Below are 15,005 nucleotides of genomic sequence, written 5' to 3' on the forward strand. Positions count from 1 at the left end.
CGCGCCACCCGGCGTCCAGGGGCGTTGCCTCCGGAAGCCGGGCCTGAATCAGGGCTGTGCCGCGGGGGGGCGGATCTCGATCGGCTGGCCCTCCGGCGGGGGCGGGCTCTCGGCATCGCTGCGGGCGCGGCGGGCCGCGTCCTCGGCCTCGCGGGCGCGGCTCTGTTCGGCCTCGCGGGCGCGGCTCTGGCGGGCGTTCTCCTCGGCGGCGGCCTGCTGGGCCCTCTGGCGCGCCTGACGCGCCGCCTCCTCGGCGGCCTTCTCCGCCGCGGCCTTCTCGGCGGCCGCCTTCTCGGCCGCGGCCTTGATCGCGGCGGCGCGGGCCTTGTCCATCTCGACCCGGGCGCGGCGGCGCTGGCGCTCCACCTGATCGGCCTCCAGGATCTCGATCTTCTCCAGCTCCCGCTGGAGCACCAGGGCGGCGAGGCCGTTCGTCAGCGCTCCCGCATCCAGGCTGCGCGCCGGGTGGGCGAGGGGCCCCGCGATGCCGAGCTGCACCGAGGGGGTGCCGCCGCTCCAATCCTTCGGGCCGGCGCCGCCGCTTAAGGTTCCGCGCGCGTCGAGCCGCCCGGTCCGGAAATCGTAGCCGAGGGTGCCGCTCCAGCGCGCAGCCCCGAGATCGAGGTCGAGGGGAGCGGCGCGCAGGGTTCCGCCGACGATCGTGGCGGGGGCCGCGGCCGGCGCCGTGGCCTTGGCGGGGGCCGCCGCGAGTTCCTCTCCGACGATGGCCTGCAGGCGGCCCTCGCGCAGGGGATCGTCCTCCCCGAGAGAGCGGGTCAGGGCCCGGCCGAGGCCCGAGGGATCGGCGCCCGGAACGATCAGGTCCGCGAGCGTGACCTCGCCGCTGCCGGCGAGGTTGCCGATCAGGGCCGCCGGGCTCTCGCCGGTGCTGCCGAAGCGCAGGACAGCGCTCAGGCGCCCCTGGATCGGGCCGCCATCGGCCAGAAGCGGGATCGAGGCGTTCGTGAGCGTGCCCTCGCCCGAGAGGCCCGCGGCGGCGCCCTGGCGCGAGAGGGTGGCGGAGCCCGAGAGCCGCCCCTCCGCGAGATTGCCCACGAGCCCGCGCAGGGCGAGCCCGTCCTCGTCCAGCCCGAGCTTGAACGCCGTCGCGGTCGCGGTGAGCCCGCGCCCGAGCTCGAAGGTGGCGACCCGCAGGTCGAGGTCGAGCCGCGCCCGGCCCGGCGGCGGGGGAGCGAAGCGCGTGCCCGACCAGTTCGCGGCCGCCTCCGGTGCGCGCCCGGCTGCCGGCACCACGAGGGCGGCGGCGAGCTGCGGCAGGGAGAGCCGGTCGAGGCTGCCGGTGCCGGTCACCGCGCCGTCCGGCGCCCGGACGAGCGCGGCCGACAGGCGGCCGCCCGCGACCGTCCCGGAGAGGTCGGCCCGGGCATCCGCCCCGGCGCGCGACAGGTCGAGCGTGAGATCCGCCGGCCAGGGTCCGGGCAGCGGGCCCGCGCCGAGGAGGGGCAGGAAGGGGCCGAGATCCGCGCCCTCCGCCCGCAGCGTGCCGGACAGGGGCGGGCCGGCCTCCGGCGCGAGGGCGAAGGGCCTCGCGGTCGCGAGCGTCACCCCGGCGACGAGGCCCCCGACGGTGAGGTCGAGGCCCGCGCCCGAGGCCGCGCGCTTGCCCGAGAGGACCAGCCGGGCGGGCTGGCGCAGGCCCGCGAGGTCGTCGCGCCCGAACCAGGTCCCGGCCCGCGGCGTCGCGATCGTCAGGTCGAGGCTGTCCACGTGGCCGGCGCGGCTCAGGAGCGAGACGTCGAGGCTGCCCCCCGCCGCCGTGCCGGTGGCGGTGCTGCGCAGGGCCTCCGCCTCGCCCGCGCCCCGCTCCACGCTGATCCCAAGATCGAGGGCGCCCGCCCGCAGGAAGCCCGGGATCAGGCGCGCCTCCGCCACCCAGACCTTGTCGAGGAGGGCCAGAAGCGGCGCCGCGACGGGGGCGGAAACGCGGCCGGTGATCCGCCCGGCGCCGTCCGGGTCGATCCGGCCCGACAACTTGGCGTTGGCGCCCGCGAGATCCGTCACGTCGAGGCTGTCGACGACGAGGCTGCTGCCGTCCGACTGGATGCTCGCCGCGATGGTGCCGTTGCCGGAATTCGCGCCCGAGGGCCCGTAGCGCACGTCCCGCGCCTTGATGGTCAGGCCGATGTCGCGGCCGTGCAGGCTCGCGAGCGCGTTGCTGAAGGAGGGCAGCGCCGCGATGTCGATCCCGCGCGCCGCGATCTGGGCGTCGAAGCGCCCGCGTGCGGCCGCCGTCCCGGTGGCGTAGCGGGCATTGCCCGTGACGCTCGCCTCGCCGAGCCGGAGGCGCAGGTTGCGCAGGGAGAAGTCGGGGGCCGCCGCCGAGAGATCGCTGCTGGCCTCCACGGGGCGCCCGTCGAGCAGGCTCACGAGGGGCCCCTCGAAGCCGAGCTTGCGCAGGTAGCGGCCGATTCCGTCCGAGGCGGGGGGCTTGAGGGAGACCTGGCCGGTGAAGCGCGGGCCGGGCTCCGTGTCGATCTCGCCGCTGCCCGCGAGCGCCGCCGCCCCCGGCGCCAGCGCCTGGAAGCGGCGAAGCAGGAAGCCGCCAGTGCGGTCGAGGGTGCCGGCGAGCTTGAGGGTCTGCCAATCCTCGAGGCCGAGCGCCAGGCTCTCCACCGTGAGGTCGAGGTCGAGCATCATCGGGATCCCGGTGACGCCGCGCGGCATCCCGCGGGCGATCAGGGCCTGGCCGGCGGTCGAGATCAGGAAGGCGTCGAGATCGACCCGGCGCGCCTCCAGGCTCAGCCCGGCGCGCCAGTTGCGCAGGTCGATCTGGCCGGAGCCCGCGAGGCGCATCGCCTGGCCGCCGGGATCGATCTCGGCATTGACGCCCTCGAAGCGGGCGAGCGGCCCCCGCGCCTTGAACTTGCCGCCGAGGGAGAAGGGCAGGTAGGCGCCGGCGGCCTGGGTCGGCGGCCCGACCACGAGGCGGGCCGAGCCCTCGGATTCCGGAACCACGGCGCGGGGCTGGCCCGGACGGGGCTCGGCGGCGGGGTCGAGGGGCACGAGGGTGATGCGGGCATCGGCCTCGAAGCGCGGCTGCGTGTCGCCGCCGCCCGAGACCTTCACGGTGACGCTGCCATCCGGGGCCGGCTCGCCGCTGGCGAGGCGGAACGGTACCCCGCCGCTCGCGCCCTCGACCCGCCAGGGCCCGGCCAGGGACGGGGTCTGCACCCGAAGGTTCTCGGCGCCGACCTGATCGGTGCGCCCGGTGGCGGGCACCAGGGTCGTCAGGAGGAATTGCTGGATGCGCAGGTCCTCGATGGCGAGATCGCGCCCGCGCAGGGCGGCGTCGAGGTCCGGCGGCAGCAGGATCGCGTCGCCCTCGGTCACCGGCAGCTTCACCTCGGCCCGGCCGATCCGGGTCTCGGTGAAGCGGATCTCGCCCTTGAGCAGCGGCGTCAGGGCGATCTCGGCCTTGACGAAGCGGGCGTCCAGCGCGGGCTTGCCCGGCTCGGCCCCGAGATGCAGCCGGTCGAGGCGCAGGCGCGGCGAGGGCAGGAGCCGCACCTCGATGCGGCCCTCGCTGCGGGCCTGCAGGTTGAGGGAGCGGCCGATCGCGCGGTCGACGCTCGCCCGCAATCCCTGCCAGTCGATGACGGGCGGGACGGCGAGCGCCGCGACGAGGATCAGGATGACGGCGCCCGCGAGCGCGGTCAGGATGTCACGCACCGTGTTCGTTCCGCCTCGTGTCCCGCGCCCCAGGGCGGGTTCCATGGGACCACGATGCCGCCTCCGGCGCCCGACAGGGCTGGCCGGCCCCGTGCCCCCGGAGCCGACATAGCATACCGAAGCCGGTCCTCGCGCCCAATCCGCCGCCAGGGTGAACCCGGGGGCGGGATCAGCGCCGCGGCACGATGACCGGGGCGGGGCCTGGGAGCGGCCGGAGCATCTCGTTGCGCTGGATCTGCATTCGCAGCTGGTTCGTCTGCGTGGTCTGCTGCTGGCGCAGCGCCCGCGCCTCGCTCTGCTGGGCGAGCGCGTCGTTGATGCGGTTGAGGTTCCGGCTCGGCAGCCCCTGGGCGAGGGCCGGGGTGCCCGCGAGCCCGGCGAGGGCCGAGAGACCTGAGAGGGCGGCGAGATGCGGCGCGCGCATGGCGTGTCCCGTGATGCGAGGGGTGATCGGACGCGATGTGACGCCGCCGCCCCGCCCGATCAAGGTCCGGCCGCCGGTGTTCCGGGCCCGCCGGACCCTCGACGCCGTTCGCGTTTTGGTCCAGTGAAGGCCGATGCAGAAGCCCCCTGATGCGGCGATGACGCCTCGACCCGACGACGGCGCGCCCCGCGCCCCGACCTCGATCGCCGCCCGCGCCATGGCGGGCCTGAAGCCCGCCGCCGCCGCCTATCTGGAGGGGCTGAACGCCGAGCAGCGCCGGGCCGTGGAGACCACGGACGGGCCCGTCCTCGTCCTCGCGGGCGCGGGCACCGGCAAGACGCGGGTCTTGACGACCCGGATCGCCCATCTCATCGCCACGGCCAGGGCCCGGCCCTTCGATATCCTGGCCGTGACCTTCACCAACAAGGCCGCCCGCGAGATGAAGGCGCGCATCGGCGCGCTGGTGGGTCCGGCCGGCGAGGGCATGCCCTGGCTCGGCACCTTCCACGCCATCGGCACCAAGATCCTGCGCCGCCACGCCGAGCTCGTCGGGCTCAAATCTGATTTCACCATCCTGGGCACCGACGACCAGATCCGGCTGATGAAGCAGGTCCTCGCCGACCAGAACATCGACGAGAAGCGCTGGCCCGCCCGCGCCCTCGGCCACGCCATCGACGGCTGGAAGAACCGGGGCCTCGGCCCCGAGCAGGTGCCGCCCGGCGAGTCCGGGGCCTTCGCGTTCGGCAAGGGCGGCGCCCTTTACACCGCCTACCAGGCCCGGCTCGCGACCCTCAACGCCGTCGATTTCGGCGACCTGCTGCTCCTCTGCCTGAAGCTCTGGCGCGAGAACCCGGACGTCTTGGAGAACTACCAGCAACGCTTCCGCTACATCCTGGTCGACGAGTACCAGGACACCAACGTGGCGCAGTACCTCTGGCTGCGCCTGCTGGCGCAGGGGCACCGCAACGTCGCCTGCGTCGGCGACGACGACCAGTCGATCTATGGCTGGCGCGGGGCCGAGGTCGACAACATCCTGCGCTTCGAGCACGATTTCCCCGGGGCCGCCGTGGTGCGGCTGGAGCGCAATTACCGCTCGACCGGCCATATCCTGGCCGCCGCCTCCGGGCTGATCGCCAAGAACGAGGGCCGCCTCGGCAAGACCCTGCGCACCGAGGACGAGCCGGGCGAGCGCGTGACGATCAGCGGCGCTTGGGATTCGGAGGAGGAGGCGCGGCTGCTCGCCGAATCGATCGAATCCCTCCAGGCCAAGAAGCACCCGCTCTCCGAGATCGCCGTGCTGGTGCGCATCTCCGCCCAGATGCGCGAGATCGAGGATCGCTTCGTCCAGCTGGGATTGCCCTACCGCGTCATCGGCGGCCCGCGCTTCTACGAGCGAGCCGAGATCCGCGACGCGCTGGCCTATCTGCGCATCACCGCCAACCCCGCCGACGACCTCGCCTTCGAGCGCATCATCAACACGCCCAAGCGCGGCCTCGGCGACGCGACGCTGCAGCAGCTCCACGGCTACGCGCGGGCCGAGCGGATCCCGCTGCTGCTGGCCGCCTGCCGGCTCGTCGAGACGGACGAGCTGAAGCCCCGCGTGCGCTCGACCTTGCGCGCCCTCGTGGAGAGCTTCTCCCGCTGGGCCCGGGCCGTCGAGAAGATGCCCCATTCCGAGGTCGCCCAGACGATCCTGGAGGAATCCGGCTACACCGAGATGTGGCAGAAGGACCGGTCGGCGGATGCGGCCGGGCGCCTCGAGAACCTCAAGGAATTCGTGCGCTCGATGGAGGAGTTCCCGGATCTCGCGGGCTTCCTCGAACACGTCGCCCTGGTGATGGATGCGAGCGAGGCGGAGGGGGCCGAGCGCGTCAGCCTGATGACGCTGCACGCCGCCAAGGGCCTGGAATTCGACACCGTGTTCCTGCCCGGCTGGGAGGACGGCCTGTTCCCGAACCAGCGGGCGCTGGACGAGAGCGGGCGCGCCGGGCTCGAGGAGGAGCGCCGCCTCGCCCATGTGGGCCTGACCCGGGCGCGCAAGCGCGCCAAGCTGTCCTTCGCGGTCAACCGGCGCATCCACGGCCTGTGGTCCTCGACGATCCCCTCCCGCTTCATCGACGAATTGCCGGAGGCGAGCGTCGACGTGATCGAGGCGCCCGCTCATTTCTCGGCCGGCGCCTCGCGCTTCGACCGCAACCCGCAGCCCTTCGGCTCGTCCTACGGGACGCCGGGCTGGCAGCGGGCCCAGGCCAACACGAATGCCAGCAACGCGGCCGGGGGCGGCCGGGGCTTCGGCTCCGCGCCCGGCGGGCGGGCGGGCGCCCGCTCCGGCGGCCCGCGCCAGATCGAGGGCGAGCTGATCGCCAAATCGACGGGCAGCGCCTCGGCCTTCTTGGGAGGAATGCGGGTCTTCCACACCAAGTTCGGCCCCGGAACCGTGGCGGGGGTCGACGGCAACAAGCTCACCGTTGACTTCGATAAGGCGGGTCGCAAGATGGTTCTCGACAGCTTCCTCCAGCCGGGGTGAGGCGTCCCGCCGGCCAAGCCCGGACTTCGGGGGCGGCAGGGTCGGCCGGTATCGCCTGAACCAGGCGAGCAAGGGCTGAGGTCGTGTCGGGTGCACCGTCATCCCGCCTGTCCCGCGCGCTCCCTGGGCGCCCGACCCGTCGCTCTCCTGTTTCTCCCTTTGTTGCCGATTTGACGCAGCTTTGCCCGCGCGGAGTCACGCGCCCGTCGTGGCCGGCCGCGCATGGTGCGGGCATTGCATGCGTCGAATCAGCCCGCGCGTCCGGACGGTCGCGCGCTCTCCACAGGCTTTGCGCGGCGCGGTGGAACCTGCGTGCCCGCTTGCGATTGGCTCAGAGTTAGAGGAGCGACGCAGTTAGACAGGTTTCGTGATACGGCGCATTGGCAAGTCCAGGTTGGCAAGTCCAGTTGGAGTGTTGATCGATGAAAAGACGGCGCGCACGACTTGAGCTGGTGGAAGATCGCCCGGTCCGCATGCATCGGACCCGCTTCGACGACGAGCGAAACTTAAACCCCATCCAACCCCTGACGGAACGTCAAGCCGAGTACCTCGACGCCCTCGCCCTCAACGCCCAAGTCATCGTGCTCGGCCCGGCCGGCACTGGAAAGACCTTCATCGCCGGCACCCGCGCGGCGGACCTGCTCCGGCAGCGCCGGATCGCCAAGGTCGTGATCACCCGGCCCAACGTCCCCTCGGGCCGCTCCCTCGGCTTCTTCCCCGGAACCCTCGAGGAGAAGATCGCCCCCTGGGTCGCCCCCCTGACCGAGGCCATGAAGGAGCGGATGGGCCAGGCCGCCTTCGAGATCGCCCTCAAGACCGGCGACATCGAGATCGTGCCCTTCGAGGTGATGCGCGGGCGCACCTTCAAGAACTGCCTCGTCATCCTCGACGAGGCGCAGAATACCACCACGGCCGAGATCAAGATGTTCCTGACCCGCATCGGCGACGATTGCCAGGTCATCATCAACGGCGATGTGTCGCAGACGGACCTGCGCGAGACCTCGGGCCTGCGCACGGTCATCCACCTCATCAAGAGCCGCATGATGCCCGTCCCCGTGGTGGAGTTCACCCGCGACGACATCGTCCGATCCGGCATCTGCGCCGAATGGGTGAAGGCTTTTGAGGAAACGAATCTCTAATCCGAAAGTTGTAGCGGGCGGGCCCCTGCGGAGGCCCGCCGCGCCGCAAAGCGCGAAACCCTTCTCCGGGACCTCGTTCCCGGAGGCACAACCGGGTGCCGCGCTCGGATTTCAGAGACCAGGAGTCTTCCCCGTGAGGAAACTGTCCTTCGCCTTCGCCGTTCTCGCAACCCTTGGTGGCGCAAGCCTCGCGACCTCCGCTTCGGCCGCTCCGGGCGCGCCCATGGGCGTCGCCGCCCCCGACGCGATCACCCATGTCTACATGACCCCGATGGAGCGCCGGATGATGCACCGTCGCATGGAGCGTCGCATGATGCACCGTCACATGGAGCGCCGCATGATGCGCCACGAGATGCGTCGGGACATGCGCCGCGGCATGTAATCGCCCGGTACGCCGGCAACGGAAAAAGGGGTCCCTCACGGGACCCCTTCTTTTTTGGTCTCATCCCCGGGGCCGGCGCTCAGTTCTTCGCTGGCGCCGCCGCGCCCTTCTCCGCTGCCTTGGCGTCGGGCTTGGTCTCGACCTTGGCCTCGACCTTGGCCGACTTCACGACCGAAGCCGGGGCCTTGCGCGCCGGATGGGCTGCCGCGTGAGCGCTCTTCACGGCCTGGACCGGGGCAGGCTCGGCCGGAAGCGCGGCATCGACCGCCGGGGTCGCGGGGGCGGGCGCGGGCGCCTTGCCGAACAGGTTGCCGAAGACCTTGCCGTAGGCGGAGGGATCACTGTCCGCATCCGCCACCGTCACGCGGGCCGGGGCGGCGGGCTTGGCGGGCTCGGCCTGCTTCGCCATCAGGGTCGGGCTTGCGCCCGCCTTGCCGTCCTTGGCCCCGTCCTTCCGGGCGAGCGCGGCAGCCGCGGCCTTGGTGGGGATCGGCGCCTCGGCGGCCGCCAGCGTCACGGGCCGGCCCTTGGCATCGACCTCGACCTCGCGCGGACCCGCGGCCAGGCTCTCGGGCCGGCTGACGTCGCCGAGGGCGTGACGTGCGTAATCCTTGGGCGCGTAGGCCGGGTCCTGCTCGGATTGTGAGCCGAGGCTCGCGAGGGCGCTCGTCGGCTGCTTGCGGAAGACCGGGTTCTGGTCGCCGTCGTCATAGACCACGCGCGTCGCCGCCGTACCCTTGGCGATGAGCGCGGCGATCTCCTGGTTGTCCCGGTCGCGCTTCTCGGCGACCAGCGTCTCGACCTTCGGGTTGCACGAGCCCGCCGCCGCGTCGGCCCCGCCGAAGACGTAGCGGTTGCCGCACAGGCCGACCTTCGGCTCCTCGTGCAGGGCCTCGAAATAATCCGAGCCTTCCTTGAGGTTCTTCCAGAACGGGGCGTTCGGGTCGTTGCGGAATTTCGTGACGTTCTGCGCCGTCATCCGGAACGGGTAGGACTGGAACTGGAAGGCGCGCTGACCGCCCGCGAAGGCCTCCCGGGCGATCGCGTAGATCTCGGCGATCGACTCGTCCGTCATGGCAAAGCACCCGGCCGACGAGCAGGTGCCGTGGACCATGATGTAGTTGCCGGTGCGGCCGTTCGCCCGGTCGAAGGCATTCGGGTAGCCGGTGTCGAAGGACAGGTAATAGGCCGAGTTCGGGTTCATCTGGCCCGGCGCGATCGAGTAGAAGCCCTCCGGCGCCTGGCGGTCGCCCTGCTTGGTCTTGGGGCCGAGCTGGCCCGACCAGCGGCAGATCGGGAAGGTCTTCAGGAGCGCGTACTGGCCGGACGAGCCGCGCTTCCACACCTCCATCTCCGCTTCCTTCTTGTAGGCGCGGATCAGGATGGGATCGCCCTGCGCCATCCCCTTCGTCTGCATCAGCGAGAGGGTCTTGGGCGGAATCGGCGTGAGATGGCGGGTGGACCCGCCGCCGCCGAACGTGCCGTCCTGGCAGGCGCCGAGCGTGAGCGCGAACGCGATGAGACTCGCAGCCGCGAGCGGACGCAAAGCCATGGGGAACCCCGTCCTCGAAACCAACCGTCCGCGGGGGATTCACCCGTCGAACGTCACTCCCCAACCCATTAGCCCCGTTAAACTTACCCAGGCCTTACCGCAATGATCCGGAAGACACGCCGGCGCCTTCCTGTGAAGACCGGTCATGACGCGTCGGCACGTGCGGTTTCACGCTCGACGAGGGCCGCGAGGGCATGGTCGTCGGCCGGATCGGCGAAGCGCAGCCCGATGGAGGGCGAGACGGTCTCCAAGGTCAGCCAGCGCAGGTTCGGGCCCGCCTCGCGCAGGGTCGCGCCCGGCTGCGGCGCCCCGGCCGCGACCTGAATCAGGGTTAAGCGGTTCTTCCCGCCGGCCCGCGCCAAAACGTCGCAGATACCCGCCGGGACGCCGTCCTCGATGGGGAGCGCCGTCATCAACCAGAAATGGTTGCGGGCCGCGGGGTTGCCCAAGGCCGCCCGGAACCGGCGCACGCCCTCCGTCAGGAATGCGTAATCGGCCTCGCTGGAGGCCGGATCGTGATGGTTGAAGACGCAAGGGTGGTGGTAGCGCGCCCGGTAGAGATTGTGCCGGCAACGGCCGATATCGGGCTCCGGCCGCTCGGCCAGCGGGATCGTCTCGAGCTCGGACCGGTCGGTGAGCGCCGCGAAATCGTCCGCCAGACAGTCGCGGACCATGCCGGGCGTCGAGAAAATCCAGTCGAAGGGCCCCGACCAGGTGCGCAGGCCGAGATCCTTGAGCACCTGCGCCATGTGGCAATGGGTGCCGAGCGAGATGTGGTTGGCGAGCCCCGGCTCGCGCTGCGTCCGGCCGCCGAGGCGGCGCAACGAGCGCAGGAGGCCGGCGGCCAAGGGGACGGAAGCGAAGGGAACGGACGCGAAGGGAGCAAGGGAGATGGGGCGGGTCCCGGACGGACCGTCCCCGCTCCGGTTCACAGCTTGCGCCCGATCTCGAGGAACTTGGCGGCCCGCCGGTCGCGGATCTCGGCGGCCCCCATCCCGTCGAACTCCGCGAGCGCCGCCGCGAGTGCACCGCCCGCCGCCGCGATCGCGCCATCCCGGTCGCGATGCGCGCCGCCGGTGGCCTCCGGCACGATTGTGTCGATGATGCCCAGGCGCAGTAGGTCCTGCGCGGTGATCTTCATGGCGGTGGCCGCGTCGTGGGCCCGGCCCTGGTCGCGCCACAGGATCGAGGCGGCGCCCTCGGGGGAGATCACCCCGTAGATCGCGTGTTCCAGCATCAGGACGCGGTTGGCGGTCGCGAGCGCGATGGCGCCGCCCGACCCGCCCTCGCCGATCACGAGGGCGACGTTCGGCACGCCGAGCGCCAGGCAGGCCTCGGTGGAGCGGGCGATGGCCTCGGCCTGGCCGCGCTCCTCGGCCTCGATGCCCGGGAAGGCGCCGGCCGTGTCGACGAAGGCCAGCACCGGCAGGCCGAAACGGTCGGCGAGCTCCATCAGGCGCGCGGCCTTGCGGTAGCCCTCCGGCTTGGCCATGCCGAAATTATGCCGGAGCCGCGTCTCGGTGGTGGAGCCCTTCTCCTGGCCCAGCACGCAGACCGGCCGGCCCTGGAAGCGCCCGAAGCCGCCCACGATCGCCTCGTCCTCGCCGAAGCTGCGGTCGCCGGCGAGCGGGGTGAACTCGGCGATCAGCCCGGCGCAGTAATCGACGAAATGCGGCCGCTGCGGGTGGCGGGCGACCTGCGTCTTCTGCCAGGGGGTGAGGTTGGCGTAGATCTCCGCGAGCGCCTGGGCCGCCTTGACCTCGAGGCGCCCGACCTCCTCGCTGATCGAGACGGCGCCGTCGCGCGCGCCCATGGCGCGCAGCTCCTCGAGCTTCGCCTCCAGCTCCGCGACGGGCTTTTCGAAGTCCAGATAGGAGCGCATCACACCGTCGTCGGAGATCGAATCGGGAAAGAGGGTCCGGCCCACCGCGCGTGTCCGAGCCGAGAAGAGGCCGTCCGGGGGCCGTCTCGCAGGCGCATATGGCAACGATACGGCGCCGCCGCGAGAAGCCCAGCCTTCGAGCGCCGCGGAAACTGGCGAAGCGGGGCCGGCCTGTCAACGGCGCCGGGGCGTCCCGACCGGGGCGGCGACAGCTTCGCGCGAGCGTCACGCCCCGGGCGGGTGACCGGGCCGCCCGCCTGCCGCTACAACACGGGACCGCCGCCGCGGCCGCCTCGCGGCAGGGCCGCCAAGCTTGAGGACACCATGAGTCTCACATCCAAGGCCGCCGTGGTCACCGGCTCCACGAGCGGCATCGGGCTCGCCATCGCCAAGGCGCTCGCGCGCGAGGGCGCCGACGTCATGCTCAACGGCTTCGGCGAGGCCGACGCGATCGAGGCGACCCGCGCCGGCATCGAGGCCGAGTTCGGGGTGCGGGCCCTCTATTCCGGCGCCGACATGACGAAGCCCGCGGAGATCGCCGGGATGATCGCTGAGGCCGAGGGTGCGTTCGGGCGCGTCGACATCCTCGTCAACAATGCCGGCATCCAGTTCGTCTCCCCGGTCGAGGAATTCCCGCCGGAGCGGTGGGATGCCATCATCGCCATCAACCTGTCCTCGGCCTTCCACACCGTGCGGGCGGCGGTGCCGGGCATGAAGGCGCGGGGCTTCGGGCGGATCATCAACGTGGCCTCGGCCCATTCCCTCGTGGCCTCGCCCTTCAAGTCGGCCTATGTCGCGGCCAAGCACGGCATCGCGGGCTTCACGAAGTCGGTGGCCCTCGAGCTCGCCACCCACGGCATCACGGCGAACTGCATCTCGCCGGGCTATGTCTGGACGCCGCTCGTCGAGAGCCAGATCCCCGACACCATGAAGGCGCGCGGGCTGACCAAGGAGCAGGTGATCGAGGACGTGCTCCTCAAGGCGCAGCCGACGAAAGAATTCGTCACGGTCGACCAGGTGGCGGCGATCGCGGTCTTCCTGTGCTCGTCCGCCGCGACCCAGATGACGGGCGCCAACCTCTCGGTCGATGGCGGCTGGACCGCGCAGTAGCGGGGCCCGCCCTCCGGCCGTCGCGGCCGGAGGGCGGGCCGGAGCCTCAGCGGCGCCCGTGCAGCAGCAGGGCGAGGCCGTAGCCGACCGCGCCGGCGATCAGCAGCGCGATGAGGGGATTCTCCTCGACGCGGGAGCCGACGACGCGGCTGCCGTCGCGCAGGTAGGCGCTGCCCCGGTCATAGGCGTCGCCGGCATAGTCGGCGGCGTCGTCGGCGACGTCGCGCAGGGTGTCCTTGGCCTGGCCGTAGGCGTCCTGGGCCTTGCCCTGCGCCTCGCGGAAGCGCCCCTCGACGGAATCGCGCGACGATCCGACGAAGTCGCCCGCGGTGCCCTGAACCTTGCCGCCGAGTTCCTTGGCGGTGCCGGCGATGCGATCCGTATCAACCATGGTTGGTCTCCTCTCTCGGTCTCCGTGCGGCTGCGCGGGGGGCGCGGCCGCCGGTATCCGTCGGTCACCAAACGCCCGAGGAGGCATTTGTGCACCGCCACGCCGCGGTTTTTCCCGAGAAGCCCCGCGTGAGTACGGGCACGTCCCCTCCCACGCCAAGGCAGGGTAAACCCCCGCATGGATCGCCGCGACTCTCCGGCCGGATTCGCTCAGCGGCCGGTGCGGCCCCGCCGCGCCAGCATCGCGGCGATCTCGGCGAGCGCCCACAGGACCCGCTGCGGATCGATCCGGAGGCGCTGATGCTGCGGCCGCCGCGTCCGCCCTCGGGGCGGGATGTGCAGGAACAGCACCGGGCAATCCTCCGCGAGCGCCCGGTAATAGCTCGCGTTGCAGAGATATCGCCCGGCATCCCGCGAGGCGGTGGCCGGCACGCCGTGCCGGCGCAGGATGACGCCCGCCGCCGCCGCCGCCGGGCTGCGCCGTTCCGCCGGGCCGTCGGCCGCGAGGGTCAGGCGCGCGGGCCGGGTGCCGGAGGCGTCCGGGAACAGGCGGCTCGCCCGGTTGCGGCCCCGCATCTCCACCCGCAGCCGCTTGGCGCCGCCGGCGACGCCGAACATCAGCACGGCCGACGGGCCCTCCGCGAGGGCGGGCGCGAAGGTCTCCGGAATGGCGTCGTAGCGGGTGCGCAGCACCAGCACGCGCGGCCGCTGCCCGAGCGCGAGGCGCAGCCGCGGCAGGCTGCCGAGGCGGCGGGCGAGCGCCGCGCTCGGGTTCTCGGGCATCCGCGGGAAAGGGCCGAACCCGGTGATCAGGAGGGGGCCGGCTCTCCTCACAGGCCGATCAGGGTCGCGATGGCCTCCGCGCCCGCGGCCGGGGAATGCGCGCCGCCCGCCACCGCCGCCTCCGCCTCGGCGGTCGCCCGGCGCACCTCGGCGGAGCCGACGAGGCGCTGGTGCAGGCGCTCGTGCACGAGGGCCCACATCCACTTCACATCCTGCTCGCGGCGGCGCTTGGCGATCTCGCCCGTGGCCGTCAGCTTCTCGCGGTGATCGACGACCTTCTGCCACATCGCGTCGAGGCGCGTGTTGTTGAGGCCAGAGATCGTCACCACGGGCGGCGTCCAGGTGGCCGAGGGCGGCGTCAGGATGTGCAGGGCCGCGCGGTATTCCGAGGCCGCCGCGTTGGCGCGGCGCTCGCCCTCGCCCGCGTCGGCCTTGTTGACCGCGATCATGTCGGCGAGTTCGAGGATGCCCTTCTTGATGCCCTGCAGCTCGTCGCCGGCGCCCGGCAGCATCAGGACGAGGAAGAAGTCCGTGAGGTCGGCCACCGCCGTCTCGGACTGGCCGACGCCGACCGTCTCGACGAGGATCACGTCGAACCCCGCCGCCTCGCAGAGCAGCATGGTCTCGCGGGTCTTGGCCGCGACGCCCCCGAGGGTGCCGGAGGAGGGGGAGGGGCGGATGAAGGCGTTCGGGTCCACGGCGAGGCGCGCCATGCGGGTCTTGTCGCCGAGGATCGAGCCGCCGGTCCGCGACGAGGAGGGATCGACGGCGAGCACCGCGACCTTGTGGCCGGCCGCTGTGAGGTTCGCCCCGAGCGCGTCGATCGTGGTGGATTTCCCCACCCCGGGGACGCCCGTGATGCCGACCCGGATCGCCCGGCCGGTCTGGGGAAGCACCGCGTCGATCAGGTCGCGGGCCGCCGCCCGGTGATCCGCGCGCTTCGATTCGGCCAGCGTGATCGCGCGCGCGAGGGCGGCGCGGTTGCCGGCCAGCAGGCGTTCGCGGAGCGTGTCGAGGTCGAGGGCGGGAGGAGGGGCCATGCGCCCTTCATGGCGGGAGCGCGGCCGTTCGTCGAGGGGCGGCGCGAAATTGAAACAGGCCGGGTTTCGGGCTATGTTTCAGCCAT

Annotated in this window: 12 protein-coding genes; 4 read left to right on the forward strand and 8 right to left on the reverse strand. The window is 72.4% G+C overall.

The genetic code is table 11. From position 1 onward, the window contains the following. Nucleotides 1–48: 48 nt before the first annotated feature. Both F6X53_RS21105 and F6X53_RS21110 read right to left on the reverse strand, forming a co-directional pair. Complete coding sequence (locus F6X53_RS21105) at nt 49–3,690, reverse strand: AsmA family protein (protein ID WP_151002284.1); 3,642 nt, start codon at nt 3,688–3,690, stop codon at nt 49–51. Nucleotides 3,691–3,859: 169 nt separating this feature from the next. Then, nucleotides 3,860–4,114, reverse strand: coding sequence for a hypothetical protein (locus F6X53_RS21110; protein WP_151002286.1), 255 nt, complete (start codon nt 4,112–4,114; stop codon nt 3,860–3,862). A gap of 157 nt (nt 4,115–4,271) precedes the next feature. Between F6X53_RS21110 and F6X53_RS21115 the strand changes: the two genes are divergently transcribed. From F6X53_RS21115 to F6X53_RS21125, 3 genes are all read left to right on the forward strand, one after another. Continuing rightward, complete coding sequence (locus tag F6X53_RS21115) at nt 4,272–6,641, forward strand: ATP-dependent helicase (protein WP_238298276.1); 2,370 nt, start codon at nt 4,272–4,274, stop codon at nt 6,639–6,641. Nucleotides 6,642–7,063: 422 nt separating this feature from the next. Then, on the forward strand, nt 7,064–7,780 hold the full coding sequence (locus tag F6X53_RS21120; RefSeq protein WP_151002290.1) for a PhoH family protein: 717 nt from the start codon (nt 7,064–7,066) through the stop codon (nt 7,778–7,780). A 133-nt stretch (nt 7,781–7,913) separates the two neighbouring features. After that, nucleotides 7,914–8,162, forward strand: coding sequence for a hypothetical protein (locus F6X53_RS21125; RefSeq protein WP_151002292.1), 249 nt, complete (start codon nt 7,914–7,916; stop codon nt 8,160–8,162). Between the two features lie 79 nt (nt 8,163–8,241). On the opposite strand, the gene F6X53_RS21130 is transcribed toward F6X53_RS21125, so the two are convergent. The 3 genes from F6X53_RS21130 to F6X53_RS21140 all read right to left on the reverse strand — a co-directional run bounded on the left by F6X53_RS21130 (nt 8,242) and on the right by F6X53_RS21140 (nt 11,596). Next, nucleotides 8,242–9,714, reverse strand: coding sequence for a L,D-transpeptidase family protein (locus F6X53_RS21130; RefSeq protein ID WP_151002294.1), 1,473 nt, complete (start codon nt 9,712–9,714; stop codon nt 8,242–8,244). Nucleotides 9,715–9,857: 143 nt separating this feature from the next. Continuing rightward, nucleotides 9,858–10,562, reverse strand: a complete 705-nt coding sequence (locus F6X53_RS21135) for a DUF1796 family putative cysteine peptidase (RefSeq protein WP_151002296.1) — start codon at nt 10,560–10,562, stop codon at nt 9,858–9,860. An 80-nt stretch (nt 10,563–10,642) separates the two neighbouring features. Next, entirely contained in the window at nt 10,643–11,596 is a 954-nt protein-coding gene (locus F6X53_RS21140) for an acetyl-CoA carboxylase carboxyltransferase subunit alpha (RefSeq protein WP_151002298.1), read from the reverse strand. Nucleotides 11,597–11,920: 324 nt separating this feature from the next. On the opposite strand from F6X53_RS21140, the gene F6X53_RS21145 reads away from it, so the two are divergent. Then, entirely contained in the window at nt 11,921–12,706 is a 786-nt protein-coding gene (locus F6X53_RS21145; protein ID WP_151002299.1) for a 3-hydroxybutyrate dehydrogenase, read from the forward strand. A gap of 46 nt (nt 12,707–12,752) precedes the next feature. Here the strand turns inward: F6X53_RS21145 and F6X53_RS21150 are convergent, their stop codons facing one another. The 3 genes from F6X53_RS21150 to meaB form a co-directional block, all read right to left on the reverse strand. After that, a complete protein-coding gene (locus F6X53_RS21150) occupies nt 12,753–13,097 on the reverse strand; it encodes a CsbD family protein (RefSeq protein ID WP_151002301.1) in 345 nt (114 codons plus the stop codon). Between the two features lie 209 nt (nt 13,098–13,306). Beyond that, on the reverse strand, nt 13,307–13,930 hold the full coding sequence (locus F6X53_RS21155; RefSeq protein WP_280526048.1) for a pyroglutamyl-peptidase I: 624 nt from the start codon (nt 13,928–13,930) through the stop codon (nt 13,307–13,309). Continuing rightward, nucleotides 13,927–14,919 carry a methylmalonyl Co-A mutase-associated GTPase MeaB gene (gene meaB / locus F6X53_RS21160; RefSeq protein WP_151002303.1) on the reverse strand — a complete coding sequence of 331 codons (993 nt, stop codon included), beginning with the start codon at nt 14,917–14,919 and terminating at the stop codon, nt 13,927–13,929. The genes F6X53_RS21155 and meaB overlap by 4 nt, the downstream gene beginning before the upstream one ends. Nucleotides 14,920–15,005: the final 86 nt, after the last annotated feature.

Origin of the sequence: Methylobacterium soli (assembly GCF_008806385.1) — a bacterium.
GTDB classification, from domain to species: Bacteria; Pseudomonadota; Alphaproteobacteria; order Rhizobiales; family Beijerinckiaceae; genus Methylobacterium; species Methylobacterium soli.

Coding starts and splice junctions, on each gene's coding strand:
- F6X53_RS21110 (WP_151002286.1), bottom strand. CDS start 4,114: ATGCGCGCGCCGCATCTCGCCGCCCTCTCAGGTCTCTCGGCCCTCGCC.
- F6X53_RS21115 (WP_238298276.1), top strand. CDS start 4,272: ATGACGCCTCGACCCGACGACGGCGCGCCCCGCGCCCCGACCTCGATC.
- F6X53_RS21120 (WP_151002290.1), top strand. CDS start 7,064: ATGAAAAGACGGCGCGCACGACTTGAGCTGGTGGAAGATCGCCCGGTC.
- F6X53_RS21130 (WP_151002294.1), bottom strand. CDS start 9,714: ATGGCTTTGCGTCCGCTCGCGGCTGCGAGTCTCATCGCGTTCGCGCTC.
- F6X53_RS21140 (WP_151002298.1), bottom strand. CDS start 11,596: ATGCGCTCCTATCTGGACTTCGAAAAGCCCGTCGCGGAGCTGGAGGCG.
- F6X53_RS21145 (WP_151002299.1), top strand. CDS start 11,921: ATGAGTCTCACATCCAAGGCCGCCGTGGTCACCGGCTCCACGAGCGGC.
- F6X53_RS21150 (WP_151002301.1), bottom strand. CDS start 13,097: ATGGTTGATACGGATCGCATCGCCGGCACCGCCAAGGAACTCGGCGGC.
- meaB (WP_151002303.1), bottom strand. CDS start 14,919: ATGGCCCCTCCTCCCGCCCTCGACCTCGACACGCTCCGCGAACGCCTG.